Origin of the sequence: Rothia sp. P7181, assembly GCF_048513015.1 — a bacterium.
In the GTDB taxonomy this organism is placed as follows: Bacteria; Actinomycetota; Actinomycetes; order Actinomycetales; family Micrococcaceae; genus Rothia.
The window spans coordinates 31,527-55,711 of record NZ_JBLXXZ010000008.1 but is presented as its reverse complement, the minus strand read 5'-3'; the positions used below and the strand labels follow the sequence as shown (position 1 = coordinate 55,711).

General features: G+C 46.4%; 16 protein-coding genes and 1 tRNA gene. 9 read left to right on the top strand and 8 right to left on the bottom strand.

Features of this window, described 5'->3' with window-relative positions; translation table 11 throughout:
• Window positions 1–14: 14 nt before the first annotated feature.
• Window positions 15–3,599, top strand: a complete 3,585-nt coding sequence (locus ACN08Z_RS05350) for an ATP-dependent helicase (protein WP_419103552.1) — start codon at window positions 15–17, stop codon at window positions 3,597–3,599.
• 74 nt (window positions 3,600–3,673) lie between these two features.
• On the opposite strand, the gene ACN08Z_RS05345 is transcribed toward ACN08Z_RS05350, so the two are convergent.
• Window positions 3,674–4,645, bottom strand: coding sequence for a phosphotransferase (locus ACN08Z_RS05345; RefSeq protein ID WP_419103551.1), 972 nt, complete (start codon window positions 4,643–4,645; stop codon window positions 3,674–3,676).
• A 217-nt stretch (window positions 4,646–4,862) separates the two neighbouring features.
• Between ACN08Z_RS05345 and ACN08Z_RS05340 the strand changes: the two genes are divergently transcribed.
• Entirely contained in the window at window positions 4,863–6,689 is a 1,827-nt protein-coding gene (locus ACN08Z_RS05340; RefSeq protein ID WP_419103550.1) for an ATP-dependent helicase, read from the top strand.
• An 8-nt stretch (window positions 6,690–6,697) separates the two neighbouring features.
• On the top strand, window positions 6,698–7,267 hold the full coding sequence (locus tag ACN08Z_RS05335; RefSeq protein ID WP_419103549.1) for a M48 family metallopeptidase: 570 nt from the start codon (window positions 6,698–6,700) through the stop codon (window positions 7,265–7,267).
• A 24-nt stretch (window positions 7,268–7,291) separates the two neighbouring features.
• On the opposite strand, the gene ACN08Z_RS05330 is transcribed toward ACN08Z_RS05335, so the two are convergent.
• Window positions 7,292–8,701, bottom strand: coding sequence for a zinc-dependent metalloprotease (locus tag ACN08Z_RS05330; protein ID WP_419103548.1), 1,410 nt, complete (start codon window positions 8,699–8,701; stop codon window positions 7,292–7,294).
• 213 nt (window positions 8,702–8,914) lie between these two features.
• Between ACN08Z_RS05330 and ACN08Z_RS05325 the strand changes: the two genes are divergently transcribed.
• Window positions 8,915–10,018, top strand: coding sequence for a PDZ domain-containing protein (locus tag ACN08Z_RS05325; RefSeq protein WP_419103547.1), 1,104 nt, complete (start codon window positions 8,915–8,917; stop codon window positions 10,016–10,018).
• Window positions 10,019–10,123: 105 nt separating this feature from the next.
• Here the strand turns inward: ACN08Z_RS05325 and ACN08Z_RS05320 are convergent, their stop codons facing one another.
• Complete coding sequence (locus ACN08Z_RS05320; RefSeq protein ID WP_419103546.1) at window positions 10,124–11,728, bottom strand: helicase HerA-like domain-containing protein; 1,605 nt, start codon at window positions 11,726–11,728, stop codon at window positions 10,124–10,126.
• Between the two features lie 216 nt (window positions 11,729–11,944).
• Between ACN08Z_RS05320 and ACN08Z_RS05315 the strand changes: the two genes are divergently transcribed.
• The gene (locus ACN08Z_RS05315) at window positions 11,945–14,959 is read left to right on the top strand and encodes a UPF0182 family protein (protein ID WP_419103545.1); all 3,015 of its coding nucleotides are present in this window, start codon (window positions 11,945–11,947) and stop codon (window positions 14,957–14,959) included.
• A gap of 177 nt (window positions 14,960–15,136) precedes the next feature.
• Window positions 15,137–15,213, top strand: a tRNA-Met gene (locus ACN08Z_RS05310).
• 506 nt (window positions 15,214–15,719) lie between these two features.
• On the opposite strand, the gene ACN08Z_RS05305 is transcribed toward ACN08Z_RS05310, so the two are convergent.
• The 3 genes from ACN08Z_RS05305 to nagB all read right to left on the bottom strand — a co-directional run bounded on the left by ACN08Z_RS05305 (window position 15,720) and on the right by nagB (window position 18,572).
• The gene (locus tag ACN08Z_RS05305) at window positions 15,720–15,965 is read right to left on the bottom strand and encodes a hypothetical protein (RefSeq protein ID WP_419103544.1); all 246 of its coding nucleotides are present in this window, start codon (window positions 15,963–15,965) and stop codon (window positions 15,720–15,722) included.
• A 666-nt stretch (window positions 15,966–16,631) separates the two neighbouring features.
• Window positions 16,632–16,754, bottom strand: a complete 123-nt coding sequence (locus ACN08Z_RS05300; protein ID WP_419103543.1) for a hypothetical protein — start codon at window positions 16,752–16,754, stop codon at window positions 16,632–16,634.
• Between the two features lie 1,023 nt (window positions 16,755–17,777).
• Window positions 17,778–18,572, bottom strand: coding sequence for a glucosamine-6-phosphate deaminase (gene nagB / locus ACN08Z_RS05295; protein WP_419103542.1), 795 nt, complete (start codon window positions 18,570–18,572; stop codon window positions 17,778–17,780).
• A 72-nt stretch (window positions 18,573–18,644) separates the two neighbouring features.
• Here nagB and ACN08Z_RS05290 point away from each other — a divergent pair, with 72 nt between their 5' ends.
• Genes ACN08Z_RS05290 through udk form a run of 3 tightly spaced genes read left to right on the top strand, consistent with a single transcriptional unit; the run spans window position 18,645 to window position 21,255 of the window.
• On the top strand, window positions 18,645–19,412 hold the full coding sequence (locus tag ACN08Z_RS05290) for a GntR family transcriptional regulator (protein WP_419103541.1): 768 nt from the start codon (window positions 18,645–18,647) through the stop codon (window positions 19,410–19,412).
• Window positions 19,413–19,421: 9 nt separating this feature from the next.
• Window positions 19,422–20,537 carry an N-acetylglucosamine-6-phosphate deacetylase gene (gene nagA / locus ACN08Z_RS05285; RefSeq protein ID WP_419103540.1) on the top strand — a complete coding sequence of 372 codons (1,116 nt, stop codon included), beginning with the start codon at window positions 19,422–19,424 and terminating at the stop codon, window positions 20,535–20,537.
• A 52-nt stretch (window positions 20,538–20,589) separates the two neighbouring features.
• Window positions 20,590–21,255, top strand: a complete 666-nt coding sequence (gene udk / locus ACN08Z_RS05280; protein ID WP_419103597.1) for a uridine kinase — start codon at window positions 20,590–20,592, stop codon at window positions 21,253–21,255.
• 86 nt (window positions 21,256–21,341) lie between these two features.
• Here the strand turns inward: udk and ACN08Z_RS05275 are convergent, their stop codons facing one another.
• Together ACN08Z_RS05275 and ACN08Z_RS05270 are read right to left on the bottom strand one after the other, a co-directional pair.
• Window positions 21,342–22,058 carry a PspA/IM30 family protein gene (locus ACN08Z_RS05275; protein ID WP_419103539.1) on the bottom strand — a complete coding sequence of 239 codons (717 nt, stop codon included), beginning with the start codon at window positions 22,056–22,058 and terminating at the stop codon, window positions 21,342–21,344.
• A 132-nt stretch (window positions 22,059–22,190) separates the two neighbouring features.
• Window positions 22,191–24,140: a TPM domain-containing protein gene (locus ACN08Z_RS05270; protein WP_419103538.1), complete on the bottom strand. Its 1,950-nt coding sequence runs from the start codon at window positions 24,138–24,140 to the stop codon at window positions 22,191–22,193.
• Window positions 24,141–24,185: the final 45 nt, after the last annotated feature.

The following is a 24,185-nucleotide window of genomic DNA, read 5'->3' as shown; positions in this document are numbered from 1 at the left end:
AAGAGACGATAAACATGACGGAAAAAACTCAAGAAGACTTCAGCCCAGAAAAAATAGCCAAACTGCTTGGCAAACCAGCGCCCACCCCTGAGCAGTCTGAAATTATTCGCTCAGATTTACGCCCTTGTCTCGTTATTGCGGGTGCAGGCTCTGGGAAGACCGCGACCATGGTCGATAGAGTTATCTGGCTCGTTGCGAACCAAAAAGTGAGGCCAGAAGAAATTTTGGGAGTGACCTTCACCCGAAAAGCTGCTGGAGAGCTTCGTGAACGTATGCGTATCGCGCTGAATCAGCTACGTCATCAAGGCATCATCAAAAGAACAGATCAAGACGAAGAAATCACCGACCCTGTTGTCTCAACCTACCATTCATATGCGAAGAGTCTTGTCTCTGATTATGGTCTACGCCTTGGCATAGAACAAGATGCACAGCTCTTAGGTCAAGCTCAAAGTTGGCAGCTGATGGCACAGATTGTGGAGCACCTCCAACCAGAGATTGCTTTAGAAGACCTCATGTCTAAAAGCACCATCATTAAAGATGCACTGACTCTTGCCAGTGAATGTTCTGAACATCTTGTCACACCTGAACGTCTACAACAATGGTGTGAGGACGAAGAACAAAAAGTACGCAATATCAGCGGAAACAGAATCTCTAGTGAACAAAGAAATCTTTTAAAACGTCTTCAACAGCGTCGTTTTTATGCTGGAATCATCCAAGAATACCGCAATGTTAAAAAACGTATGCAAGTGATGGATTACGGAGACCTAGTCTCTTTAGCTGCGCGTATTGCAAAAGAATTTCCAATGGTGTCAAAAACTGAACAAGAACGCTATAAAGTTGTTCTCTTAGACGAGTTTCAAGACACCTCCCACGCTCAAATGCAACTTTTCTCAGATCTTTTTGGGCATAGGGCAGACCCCCAACACGAACATGCTGTGATGGCCGTGGGCGACCCGAAACAGTCCATTTATGGTTTCCGTGGGGCTTCTGACGGCCAGCTCTATAACTTCTACCAGTACTTTCCAACAGCCAACAAAGACACAAAATTCTTAACAATAGCGTGGCGTAATGATGTTTCGATTCTTACCTGCGCTAATACCCTCGCAACACCTTTATCAAAACCTGCAGATTGGTCGAGAGCAAAACTTCTGGGCAAACCTATTCCTCATCTTCAGCCACGTCCAACCGCAGAAGCGGGAAAAGTTCTCCTCGGTGGCTACAACTCAACCGAAGAAGAAGCCCAAGCAATCGCCCAAAAAATCTATGAAGAACGCCACAAACCAGAATATTCTGCGCTCAACGGCAGCATGCCAACGATGGCAATTCTGTGCAAAAAACGGGCAATGATGGAACCCATCCGCAAAGAACTTGAAGCGTTGTCTATCCCATATCAGGTGGTGGGTCTTGGTGGTCTGCTAGATACCCCAGAAGTCGTCGAAATGGTCTGCTACTTGAGGGTACTCTCTGACCCCGGGCGTTCTGACGCGCTCATGCGCATCCTCAGCGGTGCACGCTGGCGTCTAGGCACCCACGACCTCTTAGCGTTAGGGGACTGGGCACGGCATCTAGCACGCCGTCGTGAACACGCCATCAAAGAAGGTATCCGAGAAAAACTGACCTCGGACGAGACTCCCTCACCCGCCGGCAGTGAAGGAGACGAACGCCCCCTCAACACTGTTGAATCAATACTTTCTCGAGCATGCCTTGATAACACCGATGACGCTTCACTAATTGAAGCCATCGAAACGTTGCCTCCAGCAGAATGGGTATCTGCTCAAGGCCGTCAGCTGAGTACAGAAGGACTTAACCGCCTACAACGCTGCGCCGAAGAACTAACAGAGCTCCGTCAATACATGAACGAAGACCTCACCACACTTCTATACGAGATAGAACAGAAAATACTGTTAGATATTGAGTTAGCTGTCAAACCAGATACCAGCTCTCACCATGCACGGCGTAACCTCGACGCTTTCTACGAGTCGGCGGCAAACTATATGCTCACCGCACCGCGCCTTTGGGCAAGTCTTCGAGCAACACAAGAACAACCTCACAACTCCGAGAAAGAATCACCATCAACCTCACAAAAAATTTCACTCTATGCTGGGCTCAGTGGCACCAGCATGGTGAGCGGATTTTTAGCATGGTTAGAAGCCGCAGCCCAAGAAGAATCTGGACTAGAGATGATGGTTGATCCTCCTAGCCGAGAAGCCGTACAACTCTTGACAGTCCATGCCTCTAAAGGACTCGAATGGGACCACGTATATATTCCAGGATTATGTGAAGGGGACTTCCCCATCACAAAAGACCAACGCTGGACACAATGCTCCGACTCACTCCCTACTCCGCTACGTGGAGACAACGACTTTATGCCACCGTGGATTAGCGCATGTGAAGATACTAAAGAGCTCAAAGAATCACTAGAGATTTATCAAGAGCAAACTCTCGAACACACCACGACTGAAGAACGTCGCCTCGCCTATGTGGGGGTAACACGCGCTCGCTCACTACTCATGCTGACTCATGCGGTATGGAAAGGCAGCAACAAAACTAAAAATAAGGTATCTACCTTCTGGGAAGAGTTGTACAGACTGACCGAAGGGCACTCTGGTGGGGCAGAAGATTTTGCTTTTGAGGTTCTTTCTACAAGTAGTGTTCCTGAAGAACAAAAAACAAACCCACAATCAGAGAAAATTTTAAGCGCATTATGGCCGTTTGACCCCATCGACGGACCTGTGACATGTAGCTGGGATTCTTTAGAAGAGCTCGAAGAAACTCCCGAACCAAAAATACGAGAACTACACCAACATACAAAACCATCACGCCGCCAACGGGTAGAGCATGCTGCCCAAGAAATAACGAACTCTATAGAAGAACACTCGTCGCTTGAAGCATCTGATAGTGAAAACCCACTCATCCGCCAATGGGGCGAAGAAAGTAAGCTACTTTTATCGCTTCTGCAACGTCAAGAGGAAGAAGACCCTCTTGGCATCCCTCAACACCTGAACACGTCAACGGTTGTGTCTCTCATTGACGATCCGCAGAAGGTCCTTGACAATACTTTGCGCCCAATACCGCAGCGGCCGACTATCTCAGCGCGCCAAGGAAATCTTTTCCACTCATGGATTGAAAATTATTATGAGAAACCGGCGACCTTAGAATTTGATGAGGAATACGCGGAAGAAGAGAATGACGAAATTATTCATTTTGAGAAGTTCACACAAAACTTCCTTGCAAGCCCTTGGGCGAACACTAAACCGTGGGCTGTAGAGTACCCTTTTGAAACTCCTTTAGCAGGTACTTCTGTCAGGGGTAGAATCGACGCAATTTTTAGGCATGAACAACCTGACGGTAGCGTACGCTGGGAATTAGTAGACTGGAAGACAGGGCGAGTTCCGACTACAAAACAGCTCGCACATCTTAACTATCAGCTTGCTGTATACCGTATTGCTTTCTCACGCCTTCACAACGTTAACCTTACGGACATCGATACAGCATTCTGCTATGTTTCGACAGGAGACATTATCCGCCCAGAAAAACTAGCAACCGAAGATGAGCTAGAAAAAATTATCCGTGAGAAATGGAACAGAACCATCAACTAACGTTCTATCTCTCACAAGAAACTGTGGGGTGCATACCATGGATGGTATGCACCCCACAGCTTGTATCAGAACTTTTATTGCGGTGGTGCAATCTTAAGAAGACGCAACTCGCCAGAGGCAAGAAGCGAATCCTCAAGTTCGCGAAGAAGCTCTAACGCCTGCTGGAACATCTCCTCATCTTCACGCTCTACAGCTCGTAGAAGCCATTGTGCTAACGCAAACTCTGCATAAAGATGGGCTCGTAAAGATAACGCAGAATCTGGAAGCTGCGGCATCTGCTCAATATATACATTGAGAACTTCTTCAGAGAACCGTTGGTCTTCACACCCTAAAAGCCATGAAAAATCAAGAGCCGGATCACCAACACACACTTCAGACCAGCCGGTTACTGCGGTGACTTTTTTCTGCTCTAACACAAGATTATCTTCGTTCAAATCGCCGTGAATCACACGCGGTCTAAACGACCACATCGCATCATCATCAATTTGTTCACGCCACCGTTGAATAAGCAAAGGCGAAATCTTATTGAGAGCCTCAACTCTATCCAACTCTGCACGACGGCGTTCTCGTATCTGCTCCGCCGAATACACCGGAAGATTTGCGTCCTCAATAATCGTCTCAGGCATCACATGAATAGTGGCAATGAGACGACCTAAAGCGGTCGCTAAGTTTTCGGTATCTTCTTTTGCATGAGAAGAAATCTCTGCCAACTCATCAATATCGTGCGGAGAACCGGGGATATGAGTATAAATGAATGTTTGCATACCGTTAACAAGAACCGACCCGACGATGGTTGGTACAAGAAACGGTAAACGTGCCCTGAGCCCTGCTGAAAAAGATTGTAAGATGACATGCTCAGCTTCAAGACGAACGCTTGCCTCGGGATTCTTCGGCGAACGCACACGCCAGCGCTTACCCGCAGAATCGATAATAATAGCTGAATCAAAGTCTGTCGTATCGTCGGCAGAAGGCAACGCCGCAACAGGATACAAACCTGGTACGCCAGCAGAAACAATAGCAGCAAGTTGAAGGGGAGTAACAGTCACATCACAAGAGTACAAGAGAAATGCCAACACCTCGAACGAACATCGCCAGATACTCTAAAATAGTGACATCTTTTATACGAAAACTCTATAAAACTATCAGCTATGCCACAGCGAAGAATGACAACAGCGCTTCTTCACAGTAGCTACTGTCAAAACACTGAACTACACTGGAACACAGAACCCACCATCCAATAACGATAAAACGCACAGGAGCCCGATGTCTTTTCTCCCCTTTTCTGCAGAATCGACAGCTAACACCCCTCAACACGTACTATACGGTGCTCCTGATTCCCAAAAAATTCTTGAAAACCTCGATCCCGAACAACGTCGAGTCGGTAGCGAACTTGACGGACCCATGTGCGTATTAGCTGGCGCTGGAACAGGTAAAACCCGAGCCATCACCCACCGTATCGCATATGGTATAGCTATTGGACGGTACGTACCTCAACGCGTTCTTGCGCTGACCTTCACCGCACGAGCCGCTGACGAAATGCGTATTCGTCTCCGTGCATTAGGCGCTGACGGTGTTCAAGCACGAACCTTTCACTCTGCGGCTTTACGACAGCTCCGGTACTTCTGGCCAAGAGCTGTTGGCGGAACCGAACCAACCCTTATCAGCCATAAAGCACCCCTCATTAGCGAAGCTGCACAACGCCTTCGACTTAGCACCGATAAGGCAGCTTTAAGAGATTTCGCCTCAGAAATTGAGTGGGCAAAAGTCAACTTACACACTCCTGATACTCTCAGCACCGTAATAAGAGGACGCTCTCTACCTGCCGGATTAGACGAACAAACAATGGTGCGTCTCTTCCGTGCCTATGAAGAACTCAAAGACGAACGCAACATCATTGACTTTGAAGATGTTCTTCTCCTCACCATTGGAATCCTCGAAGACGACCCATCCATTGCTGCAGAAGTACATAAACAATACCGGCACTTTATCGTCGATGAATATCAGGACGTTTCACCTTTACAACAGCGCCTACTAGATGCTTGGCTGGGAGACAGAGACGACCTCTGTGTTGTGGGCGATGCTTCACAGACCATCTACACTTTTACCGGCGCAACCAGCCGATATCTTCTAGAATTTCGTAACAAATACCCCCATGCAAACATTGTTAAACTGGTACGTGACTACCGTTCAACACCACAAGTAGTTCATCTTGCCAACTCTTTGCTTAAAACTCGACGGGCCCTCCCCGACGCAACACCTGGGCGGTGGGCAGAACCTCTAGAACTCATCTCACATAAACCACGAGGACCAGAGCCACAATGGTTTGGATACAACGACGACGAAGAAGAAGCACAAGGCATCGCTGAAGATGTTCAAGACCTCATCACCAAAGACGGGATTGCCCCCTCTGAGATTGCGGTGCTTTTCAGAACAAACTCACAATCTGCAACTATTGAACAAGCCTTCAACGATGCGGGGGTACCCTACCAATTACGCGGAGCCGAACAGTTCTTCTCTCGTCCAGAAGTAAAAAATGCCTACGTACAACTACGCTCAGCAGCAAGCTCTGCTGAAAGTGGATCTGTTATGCAGAACGTCTCCGATATTTTATATTCATTAGGATATACACCTAAAGCACCCAGCTCTTCGGGTGCTGTACGTCAAAAATGGGAATCACTGGCAGCACTTGTTTCTATGGCTGAACGTATGGAACGTGAACGTCATAAAGCTCAAGAACAGAACCCCGATTTACCTGATTTAACTTTGCAAGAATTTGTTGGACGCCTACACCAACGAATGGAACACCAAGACGCCCCCATCCTCAACGGCGTAACTCTGGCATCCTTACACTCTGCAAAGGGACTGGAATGGGAGGCTGTATTCTTAGCTGGAATGAATGAGGGGCTTATGCCTATTAGCTATGCCCAAGACGCAGACGACATTGATGAAGAACGCCGTCTGTTATACGTGGGTATTACACGTGCTAAAAGCTACTTGACGTTGAGCTGGTCTCGTTCACGAACACCGGGCGGACGAGGAAATAGACGCCGTTCACGGTTCCTAGCACCGATTGCTCCCGTCCCTGAATAGGGGAGTAGATGCGAAATACAAAAGAGAGACGTCAGCTGATTCCTGCAACAGAAACTCACCCTGAAATAGTGGTTCGGTTTTCTGCTCGCAGGAAGAAAACCATTAGTGCACGTTACCTTGAGGAAACAGAACAGATAGAACTTTCTGTTCCAGCACACAGCACCGCACAAGACATTGATGAATATGTAGAACGTATCCTTGAGCCGATGATGCGTAAGGTACAGCATCAGCTTCGAGAGAAACAACGCTATTCTTCTGACGAGTATTTGCACGAACGTGCGCGTTATATTCTTGACAACTATCTTCCAGAATCTGAAGAACCTACATCAATTCGTTGGGTGCAGAACCAACGTCACCGTTGGGGTTCAGCCACCGTGACGCAGAGAACTATTCGTATTTCTCACTTACTGCAAGGTGCACCCGAATATGTAATAGATCAGGTCATTCACCATGAGCTATGCCATTTTGTAGAGCCTAATCATAGTCCTGCTTTCCGGATGCTAGAACGCCGTTACCCCCACTATGAGAAGGCAACGGCGTTCTTATCAGGAATAATCTTCGCTACGAGAAATGAATAATCATTTTACCTATGGATAAATCCGCTAATTTTGTGGCTTATCGTCATCCTCAGAGGTATCTTCTGGTTGGTCGTACCCTCCAGAAAGTAGCTTCTCTAAAGCAGCATCAAACTCATCTTCGCTGGCGGTCACTAATGCCGTACGAGATGCGTATGCTTCTGGGTTATCTAACTCTTCTAAGGTGGGGAGCATCTCTGGTGCTTCCCATAACTGGTCTCGTGCTTCCAAACCGTATTCTTGGGTGTAGTGACGCCAAAATTGTGCGGCTTCTCTATTCTTCCGCGGGTGTAGTTCAAGACCTAGAAGGGCTGCAAAAATATGTTCTGTTGGCCCACCTACTGCATGGCGACGGTTCATGACCTCAGCTAGCTGAGAAGACATCGGAAGGTTCTTCGTGGCATCTTCTGCGACAACGGTAACCCAACCCTCGACCAGCGCTAAGAGCATTTCTAAACGTTCTAGAGCAAGTTTTTGGTCTTCCGTATTTTGAGGGGTGAAGATATTGCTAGAGAACGCAATTTGTAAGGCTTCTTGATCCATAATGTCAATCTGCTCTGCTTCTTGTTGCATGCGTTCAATATCAACGTGGATACCGCGGGCATAACGTTTAATCAAAGCGACAATATCTTCGCGGAGCCACTTGGCTGCTTTATACAATCTGGTGAGTGCAACTTCGCGTACAGCAAGGTAAATCATGACTTCTTGCGGTGGAATCTCTAACCCATCGCCAAAGTCTTTAATAGCTGACGGCAGTAACGCTGAACGTCCTTCTGCCATGGGCAGACCAACATCTGTTGAGGAGACGACTTCTTGAGCAAGTCTGCCGATGGCTTGTCCAGCTTGGATGCCGAACATCATGCCACCAACACCAGAGAGAATATTCGTTTGCCCGCCGAGAAGATGTTTGATTTCTTCAGGGAGCTGTTCTGACATTGACTGGTTCATTGCTTCAGAAAGGCTGGTGGCAATAGGGCCAGCAATTTCTTGGAAAATATCAAAAGTGTTATTGACGTAGTCAGCTTTAGACCATGATTCTGTGGGGTACCCTGTAGGGCTAAAAGCGGTTGCGGGGTCGACCCATAGTTGAGCAAGCTGAATCGCGTCTGCTACCGCAGACTCCTGAGCCGTTGTGAGCTTTGGATCTTCCCCTTGAGAGACGGCTTGATGAGCGTGACTTTTAGCTAGTTCCCAGTTGACAGGTTCGTCTGCTGAGGCCCCGGCAGACATTGATGTGAGTCCTGAGAAGACTGCCGCAATTTGTGCAGGGTCGATGGGAATCCCCATATTTTTCATCTGTTCAGGGTCAAGGGGCCATTCTGCTGGGTTGCCTTGTGCTCCTGGAAAACCATTTTCTGAGAGTTTTTTGAAGAACTCTTCAAAAGGGTTAGAGCCGTCATCAGATGGCATTCCCCACGGGTTATTGTTTGAAGTCATCATCATCTCCCAAAAATGAGTTAGTACGGGTTCAATCTCTACTGCATACTACGTTACCTAAGGAATATCGGTGGTGCGATGTTTTAGGGGGGGTAGATATCAAAGCGAGACATAATTCTATGCTAACTCAAAGACAACTGACTCTCTGCTGAGAATCAGTGAATCTTTGCGTCATATCACTGTTGGTAGGAAGAATACAGGTACTCTAGAACAATGCAGTTCCGAGAAAAAATGTTTTCCTTCGCTTCTTTTTCTTCTCATAAGAGGTCACGCCGTGATTCTGTTCAGAATCTATGTGCGTTCTCCACGATTGGACTTGCTTTCTTGGGTCTATGGGTTCCTGTCAATTTTGTGACGGAAGAACCTGGACCCACCTTTAACACTATTGGTTCATATAAAGATCAACAACTTATCAGTATTGAGGGCGAAAAAACATACCCTGTAACGGGCGCTCTAGATATGACAACTGTGTCTGTTGCTGGTGGACCTAACACTGATATTTCTGCAGTACATGTATTATCGACGTGGCTGATGCCAGATACTTTAGTTCTCCCTAGTGACTTGGTCTATCCTCATACGCTCACTCGTGAAGAAGTGACTGAACAAAATACTGTTGATATGGCAAATTCTCAAGAGGTTGCGCAGGCTGCAGCACTCAAATATTTAGGGAAGCCGTTTAAAGAAAAGATGACGGTAGCTCGACTGACTAAAGATAATCCCAATAGTGACCTGATCAAACCTGGTGATGTTCTCATCTCTTTAAATGGTCAGAAGATTGAGCATTATGAGCAGATTGCTGAGATTTTGTCGAGAACAGGTGATAAGACTCTTGATGCTGTTATCGAAAGAGAAGGGAAAGAAGAACATCTTTCTCTTAAACCTAGCTATGACGAAAAAAATCAAAAATATATTCTGGGATTATTTCTTGGTGCAACTTATGAATTCCCATTTAAAGTGAATTATGGGTTAGAAGAAGTTGGCGGGCCTAGCGCCGGCATGATGTTTGCTTTAGGAATTATTGACGAACTAACCGAAAAGAATCTGACCGGTGGAAAACATTTTGCTGGTACCGGAACAATCGACGCTCAAGGTCGTATTGGAGAAATTGGCGGTATCGCACAAAAGATGGTAGGTGCTCGTCAGAGTGGAGCAACAACGTTTATCGCACCCGAAAAAAATTGTGGTGAAGTAATCGGTCATATCCCTGACGGTCTATCTGTTGTTGCTGTATCAACTCTAGATGAAGCAGTACATGCAGTGGAAGGCATCGCGGCGGGAAAACCTGCAGATAGTTTTAGACAATGTACCGATTCATAAGATTTTAGCCATTGTCGTTAAACAATAGGTGGTGTGCCCTAACAAGAATGTTGGAGCACACCACCTATTGTTTATGTAAAACTCTTCTCAGAGGCATCTAGCGGTTTAGAAGAATCCTCCACCTCGACGGCGTGAAGAACGTTTAGTTCCAAAGATAGAACGTACCAGCTCACGGCCTAGAGTAGAGACGATATTAGTGCCGATACGCATTGCTGCGTCGTTACGTTTTTGGCGTTCACGTTCTTCTGCCCGCGCAATACGCTCAGCTTCTTTGGCCCGTTCTTTTTCAAGCTTTTCTTGTTCTTTAGCTAAACGTTCAGCTTCTTTTTGCTGTTCTGCACTAAGCGTTTGCTCTTCTTGCTTCTGCTGAGTTTCAGTAAGTTTTTCGTATGCAGAATAAGAATCCACGACGGTTGCGTAACGGTCGTTCAATGAGCTTGCCGCAACTACTGAGCTGATAGCTTCGGGGGCAGGAGCCATGAGTGATTCTGGCGCAAAAATCTTAGTCTTTGCAACCGGTGAGGGCGCACCTTTTTCGCTCATGACCGTGACCAAGGCTTCGCCAATTCCTGCACTCGTAAGTGCTTCTTCCATATCGTAGGCAGACTTTGGGAAAGTCCGTGCGGTAGCCGTCAACGCTTTCTGATCATCTGGGGTAAATGCACGTAGAGCATGTTGCACGCGGTTGGCTAACTGACCTAGTACTTCTGCCGGGAGGTCTTTAGGTGTTTGAGTAATGAAAAAGAGACCTACACCCTTGGAACGAATGAGTCGAACCGTTTGAGTAATAGCTTCTTTAAACGCTTTAGAGGCACCATTAAAGAGTAGGTGCGCTTCGTCAAGGAAGAAAACAAGTTTGGGTTTCTCTACATCGCCAACTTCGGGTAGCTCTGAGAACAAGTCTGCAAGGAGCCACATTAAGAAAGTGGAGAATAGTTTAGGGTTAGCTTGAACATTGGCCAATTCTAAGATGCTGATGACACCGCGCCCGTCTGCTGCGGTACGTAGGAATTCTTGAGGTTCGAACTCTGGTTCGCCAAAGAACTTTTCCATTCCTTCAGCTTCTAACGTGACTAATTCACGAAGAATGACACCAGCTGTTGCACTGGAGATACCGCCGATACCAGATAGTTCTGCTTTGCCTTCGGGGGAGGACAGAAACTGAATCACTGCACGAAGGTCAGCAAGGTTATATAGTTCTAGGTTCTTCTGGTCTGCGTAATGGAAAATTAGCTGTAGTGCAGACTCCTGTGTGGAGTTAAGATCCATAACACGCGAAAGCAGAATCGGACCAAAAGACTCAATGGTAGCTCGGATAGGGACACCAATACCTTCGCCACCGAGTGTGAAGAATTCTGTAGGGAATGATTTTGCTTCCCATTGTTGGCCCAGAGATGCCGAACGTGCAGCTAACTTTTCACTATTTTCTCCCGGCGCCGCTAAACCAGAGAGGTCACCTTTCATGTCAGCAAGGAATACTGGCACACCCTGCGCGCTGAGCTGCTCTGCAAGAACCTGTAGAGTCTTAGTCTTTCCAGTACCTGTGGCACCGGCAACGAGACCGTGCCGGTTCATCATAGATAGGGGTAGTGAGACTTTTGCTTCTGGATCGGGCACTCCGTCGCAGGTTGCTACGCCTAAGGGGATGGTTTTCCCTTCAAAGGAATACCCATTTTTAATTGCTTCAAGCTGTTGTGCATCATTAGACATGGCTTCAGTATAACGGGATTAACCACCATATATAACACATCTATTCAGCGTATTTTCAGGTTAGAGGTAAAACCTGTCATCACGGGATGTTCTCGTACCAAAGGCCCTTGTTATTTGGCACAATAGATACATACCTTTGAGCTTGTCTGCTGATAGCAAGAAAAGCTCCTATGACCGGCGAACTGAATTCGCGACGCAACCATCATCGAGGAAGATGTGAGTACCGGACCTACCTCTCAAAAACCCCGTCCTGCACAACGTAGCAATAGCACACTTGTTATAACAACAACCATTATTGCTGTTCTCATTGCCCTATTCGTTGCAGGCACCCAAATCTATACGGACGTACTGTGGTATAACCAGCTTGGTTATCTTGGAGTGTTCATCACCGAAAACGTTTATAAGATAGCTGTTTTCGGTGTAGCTGCCCTTATCGCAGGAGTTTGCTTGTGGGCAAGCATGTTTTATGCTTTCTCGCACGGTGAACCACCTAAAATGCCGCGTCCTCAAAGACCACGCCCCACAACAGAAAACTCTGGAAACAACCCAGACCCCTTCGCTGAGATCCAAGATTTGTGGGAACAAAGCATGGGACGTTATCGTGACTCCGTTGAGCGTCTACGAAAACTGATTCTCATTGTTGTTCCCCTCGTTGGAGCTATCATCGTTGGTAGCGGAATGAGTGCACAATGGGACACCATCGCACTGTTCTTTAACGGGGTTGGATTCTCTCAAGAAGACCCAGAATTTGGTAAAGACCTCGGTTTCTTTGTCTTTTCCCTTCCTTTTTGGAAATTACTCGTCGACTTCTTGAGCACTATCGTGATTTTCTCTGCCATTGCAGGAGGAGCCGTACACTACTTCTACGGTGGTATTAAAGTTCTCGATAAAGGTATCGAAACAACCAAAGCTTTCCGCATTCACGCTGCCGTTATTGCCTGCTTGTATCTTCTGCTACGCGGGGCAAAAATCTGGTTAGAACGTTATATCTCAACCCAAACCACTAGCGGAAAATGGGTGGGTGCGATGTTCACTGACGTCAATGCCATCATCCCTGTGAAAGGCATCCTCGCGATTGCAACATTGCTTGTTGCGATACTTTTTGCCATTACTGTTGTTACTCAACGTTGGCGTATTCCTCTTGTAGGAACCGCCGTTTTGGTGATTGCTTCATTACTTGCAGGCAACTTATATCCCACCATTATTCAGCGTTTTCAGGTGCGCCCTAACGAACAAGCATCTGAAACTCCTTATATCCAGCGCAATATTGATGCAACACGGGCTGCATACGGTTTAGACAACATCAAAGTTGAAAGCTATGACGCAACCACTGCAACAAACGCTGGTGCACTTACAGGGGAATCTGCAACAGTTTCTAATATCCGCCTTCTGGATCCTAACGTTGTTTCTAGCGCTTTTGCTCAGTTGCAGCAGTTCCGCCCGTACTACCGTTTTGAGCCAACGCTTTCTGTCGATCGATATACGATTGATGGAAAAGTGCAAGACACTGTACTTGCTGCACGTGAGCTGAATCCTCGTCAAACTGAAGGTTCTTCGTGGATTAACCGTCACGTGGTGTATACCCACGGGTATGGGGTAATCGCTGCATACGGTAACCAAGTAGAAGCTGATGGAAAGCCCAAATTTATGCAGGGCGGTATCCAAGCTCAAGGTGAAATTAGCGATACTTATGAGCCACGTATCTACTTTGGTATGAGCTCTCCTGAATATTCCATCGTTGGCGGTTCTCAAAATGATGAGCCTTTGGAACTAGACCGCCCACAAAGTTCAGATGATTCTGGAAACGCAGACGCTAAATACACTTTTAGTGGTAATGGTGGACCTAATATCGGTAACTTCTTTAACCGTTTGTCCTATGCGATTAAACATCAGTCCTCCGATATTTTGCTCTCGGACGCTATCCGCCCTGAGTCTCAGATTCTCTATGACCGTAAACCAACTGAACGTGTTAAAAAGGTTGCACCGTATCTGACGGTGGATGGAAACCCTTATCCTGTGATTGTTAACAATCAGGTGCTATGGGTTATTGACGCATATACGACAAGCGACCAGTACCCGTATTCTCAGGCAGAAGAGCTGCAACGAGCCACCACTGACTCTGAGACAGAATCTGGTGCTACTGCAGCTTTGCCTCAGAAGAAAGTGAATTACATCCGTAACTCCGTAAAAGCTACAGTCAACGCCTACGATGGTTCTGTTACCTTATATGCGTGGGATGACCAAGACCCAGTACTTAAAGCATGGCAGGGAGTGTTCCCTCAGACGGTCAAACCTTATAGCGAGATGAGTGCAGACCTCATGGCTCATATGCGTTACCCTCAGGACCTGTTTAAGGTTCAGCGTGAAATTCTCAATAAATATCACGTGACGAATGCTGGTAGCTTCTACGCTGAAGACGATGTGTGGTCTATTCCTAACGACCCAACAGTTAAAGCTGCTCGTCCATTGCCTCCGTACTATCTGTCTTTGCAGATGCCTGGTGAAAAGGATGCTTCTTTCTCTCTTACCAGTAGCTTCATCCCTCAGCAGTCGGACTCTAACACCCGTAACGTGATGTATGGGTTCCTTGCTGCCAACGGTGATGCCGGAACTGGTAAGGATGGTGTGAAGAGTGAAGAATACGGCAAACTCACTCTTCTGGAGTTACCTCGTTCTTCTGTTGTTCCTGGCCCTGGTCAGGCGCAGAACGTGTTCAACTCTGATACTGAAGTATCAACTGAGCTGAATCTGCTACGGCAGGGTGCTTCATCCGTTATTAACGGCAACTTGCTGACTCTACCTGTGGGTGACGGTATCTTATATGTTCAGCCAGTTTATGTGGAGTCTTCTGGGGATGCGGCGTATCCGACGTTGCGTCGTGTGTTGGTAGGTTTCGGCGAGAAGGTAGGATTTGCTCCTACTCTCGATGAAGCGTTGAATGAACTCTTTGACGGATCTTCTGGCGCCCAGACTGCTGCGGATGCTGGGGTGGATCCTTCGAAGGTTGACTCTGACACAGCAGAGGGAAGCTCATCCGGCGAGTCAAAAACTTTAGCGGATGCTCTTCAACGTGCACATCAGGCACTTAAAGATTCTGACGCTGCACGACAGAAAGGTGATTGGTCTGCATATGGTGAAGCTCAGAAGAAGCTTGACCAAGCAATTAAAGACGCGTTGAAAGCTGATGGGGTAGAAGTGGAGCAATCTGCTGATAAGCCCACTGATAGCTAACAGGCGTTTTGAAAACAGCGTTGAATCGTTCTATAAGGTTGTGACGTTGTTTTGCTCAGGGGTTGGTTGTTGTTCTTGAACGAGAGTTAACAACCAACCCCTGAGTGTATCCTCTCTCACAAAAAGCATTTTAGGTTTGCGTTCAATCGACAAGGTGTGTATAGTTATATAAGTCGCCGCGGGGTGGAGCAGTTCGGTAGCTCGCCGGGCTCATAACCCGGAGGTCGCAGGTTCAAATCCTGTCCCCGCAACCACTTGATAAGTAGCCCCAGTTGGTGTGAATCTGATTGGGGCACTTTTCTTTTCCCCTTCATTGCTAATCATCGCAGTGGAGGGGATTTTTGCGTTAATGATATTTTCCCCAAGTAATTCTCCTAGCGTAATTCCTCGCATTCCCGCTGTAACAAGTAGTTCTTCTAAGGAAAATGGTGTTTTCCCGCGAAGTTTTTCGGAGACTGAAACTGAACTTAGACCTAGTGTTTGGGCTAGATTTTTCTGCTTTATGCCAGCTCTTGTAATCCATACTTTGATTTCTCTACCGACTACAGCCAGCATACTTAAGTAATTTTTTCATTGTTCATCATGGTTGCATGATTAGCAAGTTTTACTTTCTTAATCAACGATAGAGAAGAAAGAATTTAAGCTGAACCAAATTTTTACTTGAAAAGTTCGGTTTAACCGTTTGATGATTTGCTTTGTTATTTGCCGGCCAAGCTTTTTATGTGCTTACATGAGTTTTCAGTAAATTCAACACTCCAACTCATAGATCTAATTCAGCTTTGATGCTATCAAGGGAGTATGTTTTAGCTTTTCCAGAACGCGCTTGCTCTGCGTCTTGGCGAAGCCCATAGGCGTGCTCAAGTTCTCCGAGGTGCTCTTCCAGAAGGGAATTGATATAGAAGGAAACGGTTCGGTTAGTTTCTTTGGATAGGCTTGCTAAGCGTTCTTGAACGTCTGGGGTTGTTCGGAAGGTTATTACTTTTTTGGAAGGTGCTTGTACGCGCATAAGAGCAGTGTATTACACTGCATACAATACGTTTTCTTTCTTATAGCCAACAATAGGCAGGTTTGTATATCCAAAATTTTCATAGAATGTTAGGAATGTTTTGGTATGTCGTTGAGACCCCCACTAATATCCTGCTAGTTCGCTGATTTCTATACTCTCTACCTTCCGTCAGCTTCTCGTTAAAGCCGGAAAATTAGAGTGTTCAGCTATAGAAGTAGAAAAAGTAAGCGAAGATGTTTTTTCGCGGTGGATTGAAAAATACAGCGGTGAGTATTCTCGAAAAGAGATTGCTGATTTTATTGAGATGGACCCTGCTCATCTCTCCCGCCAGATCAATAATCAGACACTGAGCTTTGATAGGTGCTTAGCGGTTGCTGAATTCTTAGATGCAGATGCTCGAATTCCCCTTATCTGCTGTGTGGGTATTTAGGGTTAGAAGATTTTTCTGAGGGGCTAAGTCAAATGCTTGCAAAGGCTTCTTTGGGTGCTCTTATTGACGTTGTAATGGAAGGGCAGAAGTTTCTCATGAATGAGATAAGTGAGCTTGGGAATAAATCAAGCCATCTATCACCTCCTTGTGGGAAGTAACATACGGCTTGATATCATCAGCGTCAATAGCTTTTAAGTAACAGGTGGCTCTACTCTAAGGTAGAGCCACTTGCTGTTTTAGGCCATCTTAGGTTCGTACTTTTTGACATCCAAGAACAGGCGAACTTCTCCAAGAACTGCTAATAGCATCAAAGCAGTGCCGATGAGTGGGTTTTGGTAAAGAACGAAAATGTTATTCAACTCAATATCTTTTGTAAAGAGGAAATATCCAAAGCAGAATACTGAGATGAAGCCAAAGAAGTTGTATGTGAACGACCGGCCAGATTTTGTTTTTAGTTTTTTATCTAAGTTGTACATATACGTAACCGTAGTCCTATGGTGTGCATGCAATAAGAGTGGTTGAGGTTAGGGTATCCCTGTGAGTGAATGCTGCATCAGGCATGATTTCTCCGATGGGTAATTAGGTGGCTTTTCACTAGCGAAAGTTACTTATATGGTAACAGTCACTAATGTATGCGCTAGTGAAGGGGGTGTCAATGATTTTTAGAGTAAAAATTATTTAAAATAGTGATTACGTCATAATCTGCAAAAATGTAGATTAACGCCTTTTGTTTGCGTAATGTAGACAAGTTCTAAATTGTTTAAAATCATGTTTAAAACAGTGGTTACCTACCTGTATCTATAGGTGACCAAGCGTTCTAACTAGGGTTAGAAAACTTTTTCTTGTCCCTCGATAAGGGCTCAGGAACATCTGCTTGGTACCATTTCGCCGAGCTTTCTCTCTTTCAAGCCTTGCCTCTGCCGTTAACTAAAACGTTGGGAGCAAGGGATATTTGTGTAAGCTGCTCAAGAAGGGCAGGACTACTTAGGCGAAGCTGTTTATTGGCTTCTATGCCTTGATAAATAATGGGAGATTTTTTCGCTGGCAAAAATTGCTGCAGTAAGGGTGCAACTACTTGGACTGTGCTCTGTTGTGACACCGCATAAATAGTGTTTATGAGGTTACGTCTTTTATGCTCTTGTTCTCGCTATGAATTGCTTTCTCTGGCAGGATGTTTTCCTGCAAATATTAGGTGACTAGAGAAAAATTAATAACTGAATCACGAATAAATATGGTGCGCAGATGAAATAATAAAAATAGGCAGAACACACAAATACATTGTTACTTTCAGTCCCAAGCGTGGGCCAATATATACAGTTAGAGGGCGTTACCTACCTGTAGTAGGTAACGCCCTCAACTATAGGTGCGGTGAGGTGATGACATTATCGATCGTATCGAGGTTTCTGCCACTCAGGTTTTTCTTGCTGAGCATAGCGATAATACTCGGTGTACGTTAGCTCGCTAGCTGCATCTTCGTCAATAACAATGGTGACATCCGGATGCATTTGAAGAATCGAAGCAGGACAGTACGTTCCAATAGGTCCTTCTACCATCTGTGCGATGGCGCGGGCCTTACTCTTTCCTTGAGCTACGAGGACAATTTTTTGAGATTCCATGATGGTGCCAATACCTTGTGTGAGGCAGTGGATAGGAACCTGCTTAATATCATCATCGAAGAAACGTGCGTTATCTTCTCGGGTACGAGGAGCTAAGGTCTTAATGCGTGTACGAGAGACAAGAGAAGAACCTGGCTCGTTGAATCCAATATGCCCGTTGGCGCCAATGCCTAGAAGTTGAACATCGACACCGCCAGCATCTTTAATGCGTTGTTCGTATGCTGCGCACTCTACTTCGACATCCTGAGCTTGGCCGTTAAGAACGTGCACGTTCTGAGCTTGAAGACCAATTTTTTCAACAATTTCACGGTTGATGACAGCGCGGTATGACTCTGGGTGCCCTTCGGGAATTTCAACGTATTCGTCCAACGCAAAAGCCTTGACTGCGCTTACGTCAAGTCCGTCGCGCACCAGCTCTGCTAAGTGTTCATAGGTTTTGATGGGGGAAGAACCTGTAGCGACACCCCATACAGCTTGTGGGTTGTGGCGTACAGCGTCTGCCATGATTTCTGCGCTGTATGTACCAACTTCTTGTGCTGTAGAGAGAATGATGATTTCCATAAGTACAGCATAAACCACAAATCATTATTTGTATGAACCAATAAAATCTTTTTCTCGTATAAACTAGAAAATATGCGAACCAAAACGACCAATAAGCAGACCAATTCCCGTCGGCAGGGCACTAATTCCCTACCCGCAGAACCTAAATATCGTTCGCTAGCTCGAATTATTGAAGAACGTTACGTTCTCGAAGGTAAACCACACGACACGCTACCAACAGAACGAGAGCTACAAAATATTTTTAACGTCTCACGAGACACTATCCGAAGAGCGCTCTACTCACTATCCGTCCGTGGACTCATCTACAACATTCAAGGCTCTGGCACATACATCGCAGAATGCCAAAGGATCACTAAAAAACCACACCTCACCTCCTTTACCGAAGACATGACAGCTCGAGGACACCTGCCTGCTTCAACCACCGAAAGCTGTAGCATTGTGCCAGCATCGGCAACCGTTGCCCGTAACCTCAACATCTCTGCAGGAGAAGACGTATACGAAATCATCCGTCTCCGAACCGCCGACGGAGTGCCTATGGCCTATGAAAGAGCCTATTTTCTCGTTGAAGCCTTCGCCGGACAACAACCCCAAGTTCATGCCTCCCTCGATGAACAACTACAACGTACCGGCTACCGTATTGTGAGCGCACACCAAAGGATTAGCGCAACCAACCTCAACGCAGAAGAAGCACTTGCACTCGAACAACCCTTTGGGATTGCTACGCTCAAGGTAGAACGTATCGGATATACCGAACGAGGTATCGCCGTGGAATCAACACAAACGCTCTACCGCGCAGACCGCTATGATTACGAAATGCGAATTATCCGAGACGACGCTTAAGGACACGCCATGAAAACACTGATTCACTCAACCCGTATTTTCTCCCCACAAGACCAAAAACTTCTCACCGGATGGGCCATTATTGAAAACGGAAAAATCACCTCCCAAGGTGTAGGAGAACAACCTCAGCTAAAAGAAGAACACGAAATACTCGATGGTACCGGAAACATCCTAACTCGCGGATACACCGATATTCATTGCCACGGTGGCGGGGGAGTAGCCTTCGAAGACCCCGAAGAATGCCATACCGCATTAAAAACGCATCGAGAACAAGGCACACTACGTGTTATCGCCTCGTTGGTAACGAACCAAGTTCCTGACATGTGCGATACCGTTGCCGCACTAGCCCAACGCTGCCAAGAATATGCTCAACCAACACAAGAGCATGCAGCACTTGTCGGAATTCACCTTGAAGGCCCCTTCCTCTCACCCCTACATAAAGGTGCGCACCGTGAAGACTACCTCACCGTACCAACACCAGAACTTGCAGAACAACTGATTGAAGCTGGCCAAGGCTACATTAAACAAGTCACTTTAGCTCCTGAAACTGACCGCGATTTAGCTGCCACAAAAACTTTTGTGCAACATGGTGTTCGCGTTGCTGTTGGACATACGGACGCTAACTATGAACAAGCCAAAGCTGCTTTTGAAGCAGGCGCTACACTGCTCACACACACTTTTAACGCAATGAGCCCTTTGCACCATCGTGCACCAGGCCCCATAGCCGCCGCTTTAGACACCCCAGGGGTAACCTGCGAAGTCATCGTTGACGGTACTCACGTGTATGCGCCAATGGTCAGAATGCTATTTGCTCAAGCTCCTGAGCGTATAGCGCTGATTACCGACGCTATGGCAGCGGCTGGTTGCTGCGACGGAAACTATAAACTAGGTAGCCTTGACGTTACGGTTAAAGACTCCGTAGCACGGTTAGATTCTAATGGTGCTATTGCAGGGAGCACACTTACCCTAGGAAGAGCAACTCGTACCGCGTATTCCTTTGGGATTCCTCTAGAACAAGTACTCTCTTCAGCAACCACAATACCTGCTCAAGCCTTAGGCATATCTGATGAAACTGGCTTGTTGCTATTGGATGAAGAACTGAATCTCGTACGTTCTTTCATCTAAGAGCCTCGATATCGTTAAAGAACTTGCACGAGCACACTAAAAACATGAAACAATATACGAGGAATACACAGATGAGGAAACCCTAGGGACGTTCATGAAACCGCTTGTAATAGGAATTGCCGGAGGAACCGGCTCAGGAAAAACTACGCTGACGAACGCTCTCGTAGACTCCTTCGAAGGTCAAGTTGCCGTGATATACCACGATAACTACTACAAACGTCACGACGAGCTCAGCTACGAAGAACGCTGCCAACTCAACTATGATGCCCCCGAAGCCTTCGATAACGATCTTCTTATTGAACACCTTGATGAACTGCTCAACGGACAAGACATCGAAACTCCAGTATACGATTACACGGTACATAATCGTTCGGACCAGACGATGGCTGTCAATACCCGACCTATTATCATCATTGAAGGTATTCTGATTTTCGCTGAAGAACGTATCTGCTCACGTTGCGATATTAAGATTTTTGTCGATACTGATGCAGATGTTCGTATTCTTCGTCGTATGCGTCGAGACGTTCTTGAACGTCAAAGAACTATCGAATCGGTAGAACAACAATATCTCACCACAGTAAAGCCTATGCACGAGCTCTACGTGGAGCCTTCAAAACGACAAGCTGACATTATCGTCCCAGAAGGCGGCAGCAACCTCGTCGCTTTAGAAATGCTCATTCATCGGGTGCAGAACCAACTAGCTATTTCCCAACCATAAAACGTTCTCCACAGAAAAATGCTGGGGTGCGGAGAAAACTTTTCAGTTTTCTTCGCACCCCAACATTATCTGAACGATACGATAATTTAAGAATTCTTGTTCTTAAGAGCTGCCAGACGTGCCTCTAACTCACTTTGTTTGCCGAGTTCTTCTAACTCATTAAACTGGGCATCAACAGAAGAAGCTGCCAATTCCTGTGCACCACGAACACGCGCTTCTTCACGACGAACTTTCTCTTCAAAACGTGAAAGTTCTGACTGAGGATTCATAATGTCAAAGGACTTTAGCGAATCATGAACCTGAGCCTGAGCTGCCGCATTCTTTTGACGAGCAACAAGCTCATCACGCTTCGCAGAAAGCTCACGTAGCTTCTCTTGCATCTTTGCTAGACCGTCTTTGAGCTGTGCTACCGCTTGAGTCTGAGACTCAATCTGCGGTTTAGCAACGGCCATCTCTTGCTCAAGGCTCATCTGACGGCCAAGAGCGACTTTTGCAAGATTATCGAACTTATCTGCATTAGCAGTATCCCCAGAAGCACGGAACTGGTCTGCTGTACGTGAAGCAGAGAGCGCCTTATCTCCCCATTCTTGCGCTTCACGCTCATCAGAAGCATAGTCTTCTTCAAGGAGGCGAAGATTACCAATGGTCTGCGCTACTGCTTGCTCTGCTTCGGTGATATTAGCGGAATAGTCACGCACCATCTGATCAAGCATCTTCTGGGGATCTTCTGCAGCATCTAACAAAGCATTAATATTTGCTTTTGCTAACTGTGCGATACGGCTAAAAATAGATTGTTTTACCATTGGGTCACTTCCTCAAAAGTTTCCTAGTATTATCGAGCCTCCACAAGGAGACAATAACTATATTGTGTCAGTGTTTCTTCATAAGATACCGAGAAAACACCTAAAAATCATAGGGTTTATCAAAAATTAACTTTAGAAATTTCCGCCAGTACCAGGTCCATCGAAACCACCAAAGCCACCATCAAAACCACTATCAAAACCTCCACCAAAACTCGTATTACCAGAAGAAGAACCTCCACCGTTGAGCAATGTTCCTAAGAGGATTCCGCCCAACATTGCAGAAGGATAATCCCCATGCTGTTGCTGCCCGAAACGTTGAACATCCTGCGAGGAACGGTCTTTTGCCTCTGTTGCTAAACGAATTGCCTGCTGCGCATGTTCTAGTGCGCTAACAGGGTCTTGATGCTGTAACTGTTGAGCCTGCTGAAGATAACGTTGTGCCTCTTGTAAGGCAGTGCGCGCCGGCGTTTTGACACCACCACGACGTGCTCGTACAAATTCAGAAGCACTATGAACCTGCGTCTGGGCAGAGAAGAGAGTGTGTTTGAGACTCTCACGGGCACGTTGCGTCTGCTCCTGAAATTCTCTAATCTCTTTGAGAGAATCATCAAGATGAGTACGTGCATTCTCTAAACGACTCAACATTGCTAAAGGATCAATCTGTTGGTTCTGAAGATGCGCACGAATCTGCTGAACAACACTTTGAAGACCAGCCGCTGCGCTCGCCATGTGTGCACGGTCTTGGTGCTGAGCAAAACTTTGTGCTTCGGCAATATCTCGTTCTGCTAGAAGTAGTGCGTCTTCGACAGAGCGCTGCGCTTGTCTTAACTGTTCGGGCGATGCCATGACTGACTCAAGCAATTTTTGTGCTTGAGAGAATGCTTCTTGGGTTGCGTGGATGTCTGCTGAAGCTTGATCGTATTGTTGCTCGGAGACTTTCTCCTCAGCAATTTTTAGGCTACGACGACCGAACTCTAAACGCTCTACAGCTTGTTGATGGTTATCGGTTACCTGCTCTAAAGCAGATGCTGTGTAGTGGTTCTGTAGCTGCTCTATCACTGCTAGCGCCTTGGGTTCTTGGGTGCTAAGACTTTGAGAAGACTTCTGCAACGTGGCAATGAGTTCTGGAGCGTTACGAGCGATTTGTCGTAGCTGGCTAATGCTACGTAATTCTTGATGGAGCTGAGTAATAATGTTTTGGCAACGAGAAATAATATCTTCAAGCCACTGACGTTGGTCTTCTTCGGTGTCGGGAATATCGTCGTCAAGCTGCCGTTGTAATTGGAAAGCTTTTTGAAGACTATCTTTTGCGGTAGAGATTCTTTCGACGAAGCTGTGAACCGCAGAATCCCCATATTGCATGCGCGCAAACTCGAGTTCTTGTTCTGCCTCAGCTATAGAGTTATCGGCCTGTAAGAGAAGAGAATCGGCGTTGGCACGTAATTGCGGTAGCGGGGTAGAAGGGGTATGTCTTTCATGTGAGGAGGCTGGGACTCTGCGTAATTTTCGAGAGTTCTTTCGAGAAGCATAGTATGCGGCACCGCCGACTCCTAACACCGCCAGACCACCGAGCATACCGAAGGTTCCTAGTGAACTGTCTGAACCTTCTCTGGCCTGTTCGATGGCTGTCATTGCTGCAATAGCAGCCTGCTGATAGTCAGATTTTTTGAGGTAAGGAAATACCTTGTTCTGGTAGATATCTTGAAGTTGTTCTTCGGAGAGAACCTGTGAACTACCTGCTTGGAAATAGGCTTGACGTGAATCGGTGGCGACCGCTAGAACAACGTCATTAGCTCCCATGTTATTGAGCTGTGCTAGTTCCTTGACCCATGCTTGAGCTTGGTGTGGGTGTTCAAAATTCTTGACTAAAACAAGATAAAAATTCATATTCTCTTTTTGAGAGAATTGTTCAATCTCTTCGGAGAGCCCCTGATGCTGAGATACAAGGTGAGCTTCATCAATGATTCGAGTACCGGCGGGGATTTTCATGGGTTCTTCTGCGAATGCAGGTACCTGAACACATGCCAGAAATACCACGGAACTTGTGAGAAGTGTCCTGAGAAAAGTGCGATTTTTTGCCATGTCTTCCTCTGTGCCCCTTATCTGACGGTGATGAAGAATCTTATG